Raw genomic sequence first — 12,386 nt, forward strand, 5'->3', positions numbered from 1 at the left:
CGTTGATGGTCTCATTCTGGGCTTGCCAGTCAGCGATTTCGGCGGCCTTTTCAGGGTTTTGCGCCAGCCAGTCGGTGACCTCGGCGTGCAGCGCCGCGTCCAGTTCGCCATCCACATAGGCCTGCAGAATGTCATAGGTGATTTTCATTCCGGGGTCTCCAGTATCGCCTGGCGCAGGGCAGCGCGGGCGCGGCCAAGGCGCGACATCAGGGTGCCGGCAGGGATGCCAAGCGTGCGGGCGGCGTCTTTGTAGCTGAGCCCGCCCAGCACCACGGTGAGCAGGGCTTCGCGTTGTTCTTCAGGCAGCTGGGCGAGCGCCCGCGCCGTGTCGCCAAGATCGAGCGCGCCGCTGAGATGGTCCGGCGCCACCAGGGTCAGATCGCCAGCCGGGTCAAAAGCGGGCAGGGCCGCGCTGCGGGCGTGTTTCTTGCAATGGTTGCGCCACAGGTTCAGCAGCATTTTCATCAGCCAGGGTTTCAGCGGGCCACGCGGCCGCCACAGCGCCCGTTTGCGCAGGGCGCGCTCGGCACAGTCCTGCACCAGGTCATCGGCCAGGTCGCGGTCGCGGCAAAGCGCACAGGCGTAGCGCCACAGATCGGGCAGGCAGCTTTGCAGCTCGGTCTGAAACGGGTCAGTGTTCATGCGGTGCAGCGCTGTCCTTCGGGTCCGGGACGGCGGGCTGCCGTCCCGGTTCAGGCTAAGCATGTGGATCAGGGACGCGCAAGGTGCCAGACACCTCCGACACCGTCGCCGGTGATGTCGCCCATGGCTTTGTCATTGATCCAGCCATAAAGCGGCCAGCCATCATGGGCCCATTGCATGGAGCCGTCATCGCGGGTGATGACGGTGAAACCATCGTGGTCCACAGCCCCGTCAGCGGCCATCAGCGGTGGCCATTTGACGGCGCAACCGCCGTTGCACATCGATTTGCCACCGGAGTCTTTGTCAAAAGTGTATTGCGTCATGCCGTTGCTGTCGGTCAGCACCATGCCATTGGCGGTGTCCATCGATTTGACGCCTTCCACCATGCCACCGGCGAAGCTGATACTGGCAGCAAGGGTAAGGGTGGCGGAGAGGGCAAGTGTTTTCAGGGTCATAGGGGCATCCTTTATGACGCGGCCGGGGCGGAATTGCACCGGCTTACAAAGAGATAAACAACCGGGCGGTGTGTTTTATTCCGTGCTCACAATAAGTTTTTTGTAAGCATTTGATTTTATGATTATCTTTATTGCTCCCCTGTGCGCTTCCGGGCTGGACAGTGCGCGGTTCACAGTTAAGGTTTCCGCTGATACCGAGGAGGACACAGTGGATAAATTTGGTAAAAGCCAACCGGTGAAACGGGTTGAAGATGCGCGGTTTCTGCGTGGCACCGGTCAGTATGTTGATGATCAGGCGCCTGAGGGGGCGCTGTTCGCCTGGTTCCTGCGCTCACCTGTGGCCCATGCGCTGGTCACCGAGCTTGATCTGTCTGATGCGCGCGAAGCCGAGGGCGTTCATGCGGTCTATTGTCAGCAGGACCTGCTGGACGCCGGCGTAAAAGCCACCGTTTCCGCTGCGACAGTGAAGGACGGCGTGCGGGTGCGCCGTCCGGTGCTTGCCGAGGGGCGGGTGCGCTATGTGGGCGAAGCTCTCGCTATGGTGGTGGCCGAGAGCATCGCCGCCGCGCGCGACGCAGCCGAGCTGATCGGGTTTGATTTTGACGATCTGCCGGTGCAGGCGGCCCCGGTTGTGGGCGGCGCGCCGGTGCATGAGGCGGCGCCGGACAATCTGGCATATGATTTTGAAAAAGGTGACGGGGCCGCAGTTGAGGCGGCTTTGGCAGCGTCGGCCCATGTGGTGGAATGCGAGGTGGTCGACAACCGCGTCATCGCCAATTCTCTGGAGCCACGCGGCTGCTGGGCGCAGATCACCGACGGCCGGTTGCATATGGATTTCACCGGCCAGGGCGTCTGGGGCCTGAAAAGCGAACTGGCGAAGTTTTTTGCGCTGGACCCGGAGCAGGTGCGGGTCACCACCCCGGATGTGGGCGGTGGTTTTGGCATGAAGGGCATGAACTACCCGGAATATTTCGCCGTTGCCCATGCGACCCGCGATCTGGGACGACCGGTGCGCTGGATGTCGGACCGCTCAGAGGCGATGCAGACCGACAATGCCGGGCGCGATCTGGTGTCGCTGTGCCGGTTGGGATTTGACGCGGATTTCCGGCTCACCGCCTATGCGGTGGATACGGTGTCCAACCTGGGCGCCTATAACGCGCCATTCGCTCAGTTCATCCAGTCGGAACTGTTCGCGAAGGTTCTGATGGGCACTTATGATCTGCAGACCACTTTGCTGCGGGTCAAAGGTGTGTTCACCAATACCACGCCGGTGGATGCTTATCGGGGTGCCGGGCGGCCCGAAGCTATTTTTGCGCTGGAACGCGCGATGGATCAGGCGGCGCGCGCGTTGGGCGTGGACCCGTGGGAGCTGCGGCGGCGAAACTTTATCCGCCAGGATCAGTTCCCGTATCGCAGTGCCACCGGCGAGATGTATGACGTGGGCGATTTCCACAAAGTGCTGGCGCGTTGTGAGGCGGAAAGCGACCGCAGCGGTTTTGAAGCGCGGCGGGCCACAAGTGCGGCGGCGGGGAAATTGCGCGGCCAGGGGCTGTGTTATTACATCGAAAGCATTCTGGGCGATCCGGAGGAAACCGCAGCGGTGGAGTTCACGGCAGCCGGCCGGGTCAATCTGTTTGTCGGCACCCAGTCCAATGGCCAGGGCCATGAAACTGTCTATGCGCAGTTTCTGGCGGATCAGACCGGCATCGATGCGGCGCTGATTGACGTCATTCAGGGCGACAGTGACCGCATTGCCAAGGGCGGCGGCACTGGCGGTTCGCGCTCGGTTACAACCCAGAACACTGCCACGCTCGCCACCGCTGGCGCGCTTGTGGACGGGTTTGCGGCGTTTCTGGCCCAAGCATTGGGAATTGCGCCGGAAAAACTTCAATTTGACGATGAAAACTACCGCATTGCCGACAGTAATATGGTATTTTCAATGATGGATGTGGCGGAGCAGGCGCGTGAGGCCGGCCGGGACGATCTGTTGAAGGTTACACGCACCACAACGCTGGACGGGCGCTCCTATCCTAATGGGGCCCATGTCGCTGAGGTTGAAATTGATCCCGAGACCGGCGCGGTCAAAGTGGATCGTTATGTGGTGGTGGATGATTTGGGCAATCTGATCAATCCGATGTTGGTAGAAGGGCAGATCCATGGCGGTGTGGTGCAGGGCATTGGCCAGGCCATCAGTGAACACACGGTCTATGATGAGGAAGGTCAGCTGCTGACGGCGTCTTTCATGGATTATGGCCTGCCGCGCGCGGCGGATGTGCCCTTTGTCAAATTTGTCTCAGAGCCGGTGCCCTCCACTGCCAATGCGATGGGGATGAAGGGCTGCGGTGAGGCCGGCACCGTTGGCGCGCTGGCGGCGGTGGCCAATGCGGTGACGGATGCGTTGTGGGACCAGGGTGTGCGGCGGATCGACATGCCGTTCACGCCACAAAGGGTCTGGAAAGCGATGACGGATGCAACTCCTTAAGCGCCTGCGATCTCTGATCGGGCTGGGGCGCAAACCCCTGGCTGAACCGCTCCGGGCCCGGGGCGGTATCGATCACGTGATCATTCTGGACGGCACCATGTCGAGCCTTGAGCCGGAAACCCTAAGCAACGCCGGTATCACCTTCCGCTTGCTGGAGCGGGTCGCGGCGATGCCCGGAAGTTCGCTGCATCTGCATTATGAGCCCGGGGTACAGTGGCGGGGCTGGAAGTCGGCGCAGGATGTGGCGCTTGGCCGGGGCATCAACCGTCAGATCCGCCGCGTCTATGAGGTGCTGGCGGCGCGTTACCGCCCCGGGGACCGGGTGTTTTTGTTTGGTTATTCGCGCGGGGCTTTTGCCGTGCGGTCGCTGGCGGGCATGATTGATATGGTCGGGCTGCTGACACCGGAACATACCAATAAGCGCAACGTGCGGGCTGCCTACCGCCACTATGAAAACGGCCCTGCGACCGAAGCGGCGCAGGCCTTTGCGGCCCGTAAATGCCATGAGCGGGTCGAGATCGAAATGATCGGCGTCTGGGATACGGTGAAAGCGCTGGGGCTGCAGCTGCCGCTTTTGTGGCGGCTGTCGGAGTCGGCGCATGCGTTTCACAGCCATCATCTGGGCCGCTCGGTGCGCCACGGGTTTCAGGCGCTGGCGCTGCATGAAACCCGCGTCGCATATGCGCCGGTGATGTGGGACAGCGACCGGGACTGGCCCGGCCATGTGCAACAAGTGTGGTTTCGCGGCGCCCATGGCGATGTCGGCGGTCATCTGGGCGATTTCAGCGAGGCGCGGCCGCTGGCAAATATCCCGCTGGTCTGGATGCTGGAGCGGGCCGAAACCCTGGGGCTGGAGATGCCGGACGACTGGCGGGAGCCATTCCCCTGTGACGCCAGCGCGCCTTCGGTCGGCTCATTTCGCGGCTGGGGCAAGATGTTTTTGCTGCGACGCGCGCGGCTGGTGGGGCTCGACCCGTCTGAAAGTATTCATCGCAGCGCCCGTGAAGTGTTGCCGCAGCCGAAACCTGAAGTGGCGGAGGCGGAGCAGGTCAGTACGGCTGAGCGGAGCTCACCGGAGCAGTCGTCGCCTGAGCTGTCTTAGCGGCCATCCCAATATCACCTGTTCGCGATTTTTCCCGGTGGTGACACTGCTGGGCGGTGACCCTGCTGCACGGTGACCTTGCCGGGAGGTGAATGTGCCAGCCGAAATCTTACCGGGCTGTGATCATGGCTGCAGTGCTCGGGCTGTGTCTGTGGCGCACCGGGACCGGGTGGTGAGTGTGCAGCAGCGTGACCGGGTGGTGAGTGTGCTGGGCCGTGCACGGGTGATGACTGTGACGGGCCGTGAGCGGGTGGTGACTGTGCCGGGCCGCGAGAATGCCAGGTGGTGAAGGTGTCGGGCAGGAATAAGAGTGGCACGTTCAAAGAACCAGCGCAGTTGGGCCGGGGCCGGTTGCGGCCGGGCTTATTGCGGTGGCGCTTTCATAATCAGGCAGGTTGCGGTGCCGCTGGCGTAAAGCTTGCCGTCTTCAATGCCGCGGACCTCGCCACTGGCGATGCCGGTGGAGCGGCCGGCGTGTTGCACGATGCCCACCGCGGCGACGCGCGTTTCGGGCGGAATGGCACGCACCAGTGAGACTTTATATTCCAGCGTGGTATAGATGTGGCCGGCCGGCACCCGCGTCATCACCGCGCAGGACATACAACTGTCCAGAACCGCGCCGTACCAGCCGCCATGGGTGCCGCCCATCGGGTTGGTGTGGGCCTGCAAAGGCATGCCGTGAAACTCGACCCGGTCCTCATCAACCGCCACAAGGGTGAAATTCAGCGTGTCCCCGATTGGCGGCCTGTAGGAGGTGTCGCGCAGCATGGTCTGCATAAAATCAAGACCGCTGCGGCTGTGGAAATCAAAGGCCGGTGCGTCAAACATCCGGCGTGGTGCTGATGTGATATTGTTCATGCTGTGGTCCCCGTATTGCCACCAGGCTAACGGGGACTGAACGTGCGTTCAATTGTTTCTGCCGCGCGCCAGCCGTTCTGACGCAACGTCGGTCTCTAGCGAGGCGCTGAAGCAACGCCGGTCTCTGGTGAGGCGCTGACATGGCGTCGGCCTCCGCTGAGGCGCTATCGCCGATCGGTCTCTGATGAGGCACTGACGCAACGCCGGCCTCCGCTGAGGCCCTGACGCCGTTTGCTCTCAGGTGAGGGTTTTGTGCGGTTCCCGGCTCAGGCGACGTTCTGCAGCGTCACTTTGGGGCTGATGCCAAGCGCATGCGCCACTTCATGTGACAGGTAGGGTTTGTTGAGCGTGTAAAAATGCAGATCCTCAACGCCTTCTTCCAGCAATCTGGTGCAAAGCCCGGTGCAGACCGTAGTGGCGAGCAGATCTTCGCGCCCGTCGCGCTGGGCGGTGGCAAAAGACTTGTCCAGCCACTGGGGCACTTTGGTGCCGCAACGGGTGGCGAATTTTTTCACGCCGCTCCAGTTTTCAATCGGCAGGATGCCGGGGATGATCGGCGCGGTGATGCCAGCATCGACACAGCGGTCCCGGAAGCGCAGGAAAGTGTCGGCCTCAAAGAAGAACTGGGTGATGGCGGAGGTGGCGCCGGCGTCGATCTTGCGTTTGAGATAGTCGACATCAGAATTGTCGCAGGCCGCTTCGGGGTGACGGTCAGGATAGGCGCCGACGCGCAGTTTGAATTTTCCGGTTTTGGCCAGCGCTTCGATCAGTTCGACAGAATCGGCAAACCCGTCGGGATGGGCGGTGAACCGGCCCGTGTCCTTGGGCGGGTCGCCGCGCAGGGCGACGATCTCGGTGACGCCGACTTCGGCGTATTGTTCCGCAATCTCAAGAGTTTCTTCGCGGGTGGCGTCAACGCAGGTCAGGTGCGCTGCGACATTGAGCCCGTAATGTTTGTGAATGGTGGCCACCGCGTCATGGGTCAGGGTGCGGGTGGTGCCACCGGCGCCGTAGGTGACGGAGACAAAGTTCGGTCCCAGCGGCGCCAGAATCTTGACGGTTTCCCAAAGGCGGAAGGAGGCTTCCAGAGACTGGGGCGGAAAGAACTCAAAAGAAACGTTCGGCGTGATCATCGGGACATCCTGACATTTTCAACATTCGGCAGGTCGCATCTGACCCCGGCCTGGTCGTATTCGTTAGATAACTTGTAAATCGGTACCGCCTGTGAGACAAATTCATAATTCTCAACAAGATTATGAGTTCTATTCAGATGCACCTCGAATTTCGTCACTTGCGCACCGTCAAAGCCATTCATGAGGCCGGCGGCCTGGCCCGCGCGGCCGATCTGCTGCATATCACTCAGTCGGCTTTGTCCCATCAGGTCAAAGGCCTGGAGGATCAGACCGGGGTGGAACTGTTCGTGCGCCGCTCCAAACCTTTGCGGCTGTCGGCGGCGGGGCACAAGATCCTGCGCCTGGCCGAAGAGGTGCTGCCCAAAGTCGCGGCACTGGAAGAAGATTTTGTCGGGCTGAGAGACGGCACCACCGGGCGCATGCATATCGCGCTGGAGTGCCACGCTTGTTTCGAATGGTTGCTGCCGGTGCTGGATATGTTCCGCAAAGCCTGGCCGGACGTGGATGTGGACATCCGCCCCGGGCTGGCGTTCCAGGCAATGAAAGCGCTGCGCCAGGAAGAGGTGGACCTGGTGCTGTCCTCTGATCCCGAGCACCAGGCGGATATTGAATTCAAACCGCTGTTTGATTATGCACCGATGTTTGTGGCGGCCGCGGGCCATCCGCTGGCGCAGAAAGACTTTATTGTGGCAGAGGACTTTCGCGATGAAGTGTTGCTGACCTATCCGGTGGAGCGCTCGCGGCTGGATGTGTTCAACGAATTGCTGACGCCTGCGAAAGTCGAACCCAAGGCGATCCGCCAGGTTGAACTGACGGCGGTGATGTTGCTGCTGGTGGCGTCCAACCGCGGCGTGACGGTGTTGCCGGACTGGGTGTTGCATGAGGTGAAGAACAACAGGGATTATGTGGTGCGGCCGCTGACCGAAAACGGCGTGGTGCGGCGCATGTATGCGGCGATCCGCAGCGACGATGCGGCCAAACCTTATATGGCGCATTTGATCCGGATGGCGCGTACTGAGCCGGTAAAACTGCAGCGCGGCCCCGCATAGCGGCTTTGCACCGCCAATAAGCCTCTTGGCAGACGGGGCAGGGGGGTGTAAACGCGCGGCTTGGAACCCCAAGGAGCACCGGACATGCAGGGCAGCGCTAATCTTAACGTTATGATCAAGGCCGCACGAAAAGCGGGTCGTTCGCTGGCAAAGGATTTCCGTGAAGTGGAAAACCTTCAGGTGTCGACAAAAGGCGCTGGCGATTTTGTCAGCAAAGCCGATCTGAGTGCCGAAGCGATCATTCGCGAAGAGCTGATGGAAGCGCGCCCCAACTATGGCTGGTGTGCTGAAGAGAGCACAGAAGTCGCCGGCATTGACCCGACACGGCGCTGGATTGTTGATCCGCTGGACGGCACCACCAACTATCTGCACGGCATGCCGCACTGGGCGATTTCGATCGCGCTGGAGCACAAGGGCGAGATTGTCTCCGCTGTGATCTATGACCCGACCAAGGACGAGCTGTTCTGGGCTGAAAAAGGCTCGGGTGCCTGGATGAACGAAAGCCGGATCCGGGTGTCGGGCCGTCACCGGATGATCGAAGCGGTGTTTGCCACCGGCCTGCCGTTTGCCGGCAGTTCTGATCTGCCCACCACGTTGAAGGATCTGGCGCGTTTGCTGCCGGCCACCGCTGGCGTGCGGCGCTGGGGCTCTGCGGCGCTGGATCTGGCCTATGTGGCTGCTGGTCGGTTTGACGGCTATTGGGAACGCCGGCTGAACGTGTGGGACATCGCTGCCGGTGTGCTGATCGTGAAAGAGGCTGGTGGTTTTGTCGAAGCCATTAATAAAGATGGCAATGTGCTGGAAGACGGCGCGGTGCTCTGCGCCAATGAGCCGATTTTTGACACATTTGCCAAAGTGATCCGCGGCGCCTGAGCCACGAGTTGCGCCTGTTAACGTTAAGCAGGCCGTAACCACGATCCGAAACAGACCTCCCTGGTGCGGCAAGACATGCCCGCTGCCGCACCAGGGTCATATTCCTGCCGTGTTTGCCCGTATTATTTAGCTGCAACCTGGAGGAATATTAAGTGGCTCATACCAAATTTAAAAATATGTTTCGTTTCCTGCGTGATGAATCCGCTGCAGTGACCGTCGATTGGGTCGTTTTGACTGCGGCAATCGTCGGGCTTGGTGTGGCCGTGATTGGCACGATCAAAACCGGGTCGGAGACAACCGCGACCAATGTCCGCAATGCGATCGTCGAGATTGCGGTCGGTACGGACTAAAGCAATCGCGGGATTTCAGCGGCGGCGGCGGATTTGCGGCATTGAGGTCAGGCCTGAGCGATAGGTTTTTTCCGGATGTTGCGGCACACCGCGTGTGCGGCGCCACCAGCCAGCCCCTCCGCGCCTGATCCACAGCGGCAGCGCCATCAACAGCCCGGTGACAAATCCACCGGCATGGGCCCACCAGGCGACTCCGCCCAGGTCGGCGTCCGCACCGAGACCATTATAGAGTTGAATCAGGAACCAGCCGCCCAGGACGATCCAGGCCGGAATCGCGAATATGCGGAAAAACACTACAAAAATGAACAGAACATCGACCTTTGCCCGGGGAAACATCAACAGATAGCCGCCCATCACCGCTGCTATGGCACCTGAGGCGCCGACCAGCGGCACCGGCGAGGCGGGCGCCGACAGGAAATGGGCAAACCCGGCCACCAGACCGCCGGCGAGGTAGAAGGTCAGAAACCAGGTATGGCCCATCTCGTCTTCCAGGTTGTCGCCAAAGATCCACAGAAACAGCATATTGCCGGCCAGATGCATAAAACCTGCGTGCAGAAACATTGAGGTCAGAAAAGTTTCGCCGCCCTGACCCGCAAAGACCCGGGCCGGGATCAGCGCATAACTGCCGTAGAACTGTGACAGCGCATGCGCGTCGCCAGCGAGCGGCCAGGTCGCTAAAAATACCGCGATATTCACAGCAATCAGCGCCCGGGTGACCCAGGGCGTGCGCTGTGACGGGTTATGGTCGCGGATTGGAAACATGGGCCAAGCCTGGCGGTCAACGGCGATTGCGTCAAGTCTTTGAACCCGGCGCAGAAATGTGGTTTTCCCCGCCGAAAAAGCTGTCTATGGTGGCGCCATTCCTGGCCCGCGTGGTGGAATGGTAGACACAGGGGACTTAAAATCCCTAGGCAGGAATGCCGTGCCGGTTCGAATCCGGCCGCGGGTACCAGGAGTTTAGCCGGTAAAATCGGAGGTTTGCGATATGTTGCCCTTTTGGGGGGCCGCAGGATCGTTGCGTGCGTGTGGTTTGGCGCCTGACCTGCTCTGGGGCGTGACATCTGGTCTGCCGCTAAGGCAGTCGGGTCGTCCTTCGCGTGATTTCAACCGCGCGGAAAGACGTTGGTTTTTTTCACCGTGCCATAGACAAAACTGCTGTCGATAGAGGCGATGTGCGGGATCGGCTGCAGGCTGTGACGGATGAAGTGTTCGTACGCATCCAGCCCGGAGACCATCACCCGCAGCATATAGTCAGAGCGGCCGGTCAGCAGATGGCACTCCATCACCTCATCAAGCGATTGCACCCGGGTTTCAAAACCGCGCACGGTCTCTTCGCTGTGCGGGCTGAGCGAGATGCGGATATAGGCGGTGAGCGGCAGGCCGCAGGCTTTGGCATCCACATCAGCGCTATAGCCCCGGATTACACCGCGGTCTTCGAGATTGCGCAGGCGGCGCAGGCAGGGGGAGGGCGACAGGTTCACCCGCTCGGCCAGGTCCTGGTTGCTGATGCGGCCGTCGGTCTGCAAGACGCGCAGGATCTGTTGGTCTTTATCGTCCATTATGCGGCCTCCTTGGGCAGTATCTGCCAATATATACCCCGATGCTGGCAGTATTGGCAATCTCTCGCCCCGGCACCTGGTGCATAATCGGTAAAACAGGAGGAGCAGTTATGACCACGAATTCCAAAGGCTTTGCCACCCGCGCCATTCACCACGCCTATAGTCCGGCCGACAATGAGGGCGCGCTGACGCCACCATTGCATCTGACCTCGACCTTTTCTTTTGAAACCGCCGAGGCGGGGGGCGAGATGTTTTCCGGAGAAGCTCCGGGGCATTTTTATTCGCGTATTTCCAATCCGACACTGGATATTCTGGAAAAACGCATCGCCACGCTGGAAGGCGCGGAAGCCGGCCTGGCGCTGGCGTCTGGCATGGGGGCGATTTCGGCGACGCTGTGGACGCTGCTGGCGCCGGGCGATGAGCTGATCGTCGACAAGACGCTTTACGGCTGCACTTTTTCCTTCATGCGCCACGGGCTGGCGAAGTTCGGCATCACCGTCAGCCATGTGGATATGACGGACCCGGCCAATCTGCGCACTGCAATCAGCGCGCGCACAAAGGTGGTGTATTTTGAAACCCCGGCCAATCCCAATATGCGGCTGGTGGATATCGCTGCCGTGTCTGAGATCGCGCACGCGGCCGGCGCCACCGTGGTGGTGGACAACACCTACGCGACGCCATACCTGACGCGGCCGATCGAGCTGGGTGCTGATATTGTGGTGCATTCTGCCACCAAATATCTCGGAGGCCATGGCGACGTGGTGGCCGGGCTGCTGGTGGGCACTTATGAACAGGTCAGCGCCATCCGGCTTTACGGTATGAAAGATATGACCGGCGCGGTGATGGCCCCGTTTAACGCCATGCTGGTGATGCGGGGGCTGAAAACCCTGGCGCTGCGCATGGAACGCCACTGTGCCTCGGCCCGTGAGGTCGCTTTGATGCTGGAAGCGCATCCGGCGGTCAAAAGCGTGGCCTGGCCCGGGCTGGAAAGTTTTGCCCAACATGGGCTGGCGCAAAAACAGATGCCGGCGTTTGGGGCGATGATTGCTTTTGAGCTGGAGGGCGGGTTTGACGCTGGCCGCGCCATGATGAACCGGCTGGAAATGATCCAGCGCGCGGTGTCGTTGGGGGACGCGGAATCGTTGATCCAGCACCCGGCCAGCATGACCCATTCGACCTACAGCCAGCAAGAACGCGCTGAGCATGGCATCTCTGAGGGGCTGGTGCGCCTGTCGGTGGGGTTGGAGGATGCGGCCGATATTCTGGCGGATCTGGCGCAGGCATTGCCGGAAATGGCCGCGGCCCGCGCCGCATAAAAGCGCCGTGGCTGGCGAACTGGCGGCCAATGGGCCACGGGGCAGTGGGGTATCGGCTCTGAGGACACCAGGACGTGGGCCTCAGGTCTGGTGCATCCCCTGAGCGCATCCCCCGAGCGCGGCGAAGGCGTCTGGCCACAGGGCCCCGGGGCAAAGGGGTTCGGGTGCCGGTATCAGGCAGGTGGGCATCGGGTCCAACTTGCTGGCGGCCAGAGTGCCGGGCGGCAGTGAGGGGGCGGCTCAAAGGACCTCAGGTCAGGGCGCTTCGGACCAGTGAAGCACCGGCCCAGAACTGTCGGACCAGGGGACGCCGGGGCAGGGGCCAACGGGCTAACGGGTACCTGGTTGGTGAATATCGGGTCTGGGGGGCATTTGCTCAGGGGGTGCGCGACACCCCCGACTTGACGCGGCGCAGCGGGATCGAACTTTCAATCGAGGCGACGCCGGGCACTTTGGTCAGGCGCCCGACGAGAAATTGTTCGAACTCTTTCAGCCCGGAGGTGGCGATGCGCATCAGATAATCCCGGTTGCCGGTCATCAGCCAGCAATCCACCACTTCGGGAAAGG

At 61.3% G+C, this 12,386-nt stretch carries 13 protein-coding genes and 1 tRNA gene; 7 read left to right on the forward strand and 7 right to left on the reverse strand.

Annotated features, from left to right (window positions below):
- Positions 1–144: 144 nt before the first annotated feature.
- Positions 145–642 (reverse strand): RNA polymerase sigma factor, encoded by a 498-nt coding sequence (locus tag DWA01_RS13025; RefSeq protein ID WP_114286261.1) that lies wholly within the window; start codon positions 640–642, stop codon positions 145–147.
- A 68-nt stretch (positions 643–710) separates the two neighbouring features.
- Positions 711–1,097 (reverse strand): COG4315 family predicted lipoprotein, encoded by a 387-nt coding sequence (locus DWA01_RS13030; RefSeq protein WP_114286262.1) that lies wholly within the window; start codon positions 1,095–1,097, stop codon positions 711–713.
- A gap of 208 nt (positions 1,098–1,305) precedes the next feature.
- Between DWA01_RS13030 and DWA01_RS13035 the strand changes: the two genes are divergently transcribed.
- Both DWA01_RS13035 and DWA01_RS13040 read left to right on the forward strand, forming a co-directional pair.
- Positions 1,306–3,579, forward strand: a complete 2,274-nt coding sequence (locus DWA01_RS13035) for a xanthine dehydrogenase family protein molybdopterin-binding subunit (RefSeq protein ID WP_114286272.1) — start codon at positions 1,306–1,308, stop codon at positions 3,577–3,579.
- Positions 3,566–4,681, forward strand: coding sequence for a DUF2235 domain-containing protein (locus tag DWA01_RS13040; protein WP_114286263.1), 1,116 nt, complete (start codon positions 3,566–3,568; stop codon positions 4,679–4,681). The genes DWA01_RS13035 and DWA01_RS13040 overlap by 14 nt, the downstream gene beginning before the upstream one ends.
- A 363-nt stretch (positions 4,682–5,044) precedes the next feature.
- On the opposite strand, the gene DWA01_RS13050 is transcribed toward DWA01_RS13040, so the two are convergent.
- Positions 5,045–5,539, reverse strand: coding sequence for a PaaI family thioesterase (locus DWA01_RS13050; RefSeq protein ID WP_235008548.1), 495 nt, complete (start codon positions 5,537–5,539; stop codon positions 5,045–5,047).
- A gap of 266 nt (positions 5,540–5,805) precedes the next feature.
- Positions 5,806–6,672 carry a methylenetetrahydrofolate reductase [NAD(P)H] gene (metF, locus tag DWA01_RS13055; protein WP_114286266.1) on the reverse strand — a complete coding sequence of 289 codons (867 nt, stop codon included), beginning with the start codon at positions 6,670–6,672 and terminating at the stop codon, positions 5,806–5,808.
- Between the two features lie 137 nt (positions 6,673–6,809).
- Here metF and DWA01_RS13060 point away from each other — a divergent pair, with 137 nt between their 5' ends.
- The 3 genes from DWA01_RS13060 (at position 6,810) to DWA01_RS13070 (ending at position 8,944) form a co-directional block, all read left to right on the forward strand.
- Positions 6,810–7,721 (forward strand): LysR family transcriptional regulator, encoded by a 912-nt coding sequence (locus tag DWA01_RS13060; RefSeq protein WP_114286273.1) that lies wholly within the window; start codon positions 6,810–6,812, stop codon positions 7,719–7,721.
- Positions 7,722–7,805: 84 nt separating this feature from the next.
- Positions 7,806–8,594 (forward strand): inositol monophosphatase family protein, encoded by a 789-nt coding sequence (locus DWA01_RS13065; protein WP_114286267.1) that lies wholly within the window; start codon positions 7,806–7,808, stop codon positions 8,592–8,594.
- Positions 8,595–8,746: 152 nt separating this feature from the next.
- On the forward strand, positions 8,747–8,944 hold the full coding sequence (locus DWA01_RS13070; RefSeq protein ID WP_114286268.1) for a hypothetical protein: 198 nt from the start codon (positions 8,747–8,749) through the stop codon (positions 8,942–8,944).
- Positions 8,945–8,959: 15 nt separating this feature from the next.
- On the opposite strand, the gene DWA01_RS13075 is transcribed toward DWA01_RS13070, so the two are convergent.
- Positions 8,960–9,706 carry a rhomboid family intramembrane serine protease gene (locus DWA01_RS13075; protein ID WP_114286269.1) on the reverse strand — a complete coding sequence of 249 codons (747 nt, stop codon included), beginning with the start codon at positions 9,704–9,706 and terminating at the stop codon, positions 8,960–8,962.
- Between the two features lie 104 nt (positions 9,707–9,810).
- Here DWA01_RS13075 and DWA01_RS13080 point away from each other — a divergent pair.
- Positions 9,811–9,896 (forward strand) — tRNA-Leu (locus tag DWA01_RS13080).
- Positions 9,897–10,047: 151 nt separating this feature from the next.
- Here DWA01_RS13080 and DWA01_RS13085 read toward each other — a convergent pair.
- Positions 10,048–10,503 carry an Lrp/AsnC family transcriptional regulator gene (locus DWA01_RS13085; protein WP_114286270.1) on the reverse strand — a complete coding sequence of 152 codons (456 nt, stop codon included), beginning with the start codon at positions 10,501–10,503 and terminating at the stop codon, positions 10,048–10,050.
- A 110-nt stretch (positions 10,504–10,613) separates the two neighbouring features.
- Between DWA01_RS13085 and DWA01_RS13090 the strand changes: the two genes are divergently transcribed.
- Positions 10,614–11,819 (forward strand): methionine gamma-lyase, encoded by a 1,206-nt coding sequence (locus tag DWA01_RS13090; protein ID WP_114286271.1) that lies wholly within the window; start codon positions 10,614–10,616, stop codon positions 11,817–11,819.
- A gap of 376 nt (positions 11,820–12,195) precedes the next feature.
- Here DWA01_RS13090 and DWA01_RS13095 read toward each other — a convergent pair.
- Positions 12,196–12,386, reverse strand: a 191-nt coding sequence (locus DWA01_RS13095) for an Lrp/AsnC ligand binding domain-containing protein (protein ID WP_136057748.1), incomplete at its 5' end; no start/stop codon positions are given.

Source organism: Candidatus Halocynthiibacter alkanivorans (assembly GCF_003333265.1).
GTDB classification, from domain to species: domain Bacteria; phylum Pseudomonadota; class Alphaproteobacteria; order Rhodobacterales; family Rhodobacteraceae; genus Halocyntiibacter_A; species Halocyntiibacter_A alkanivorans.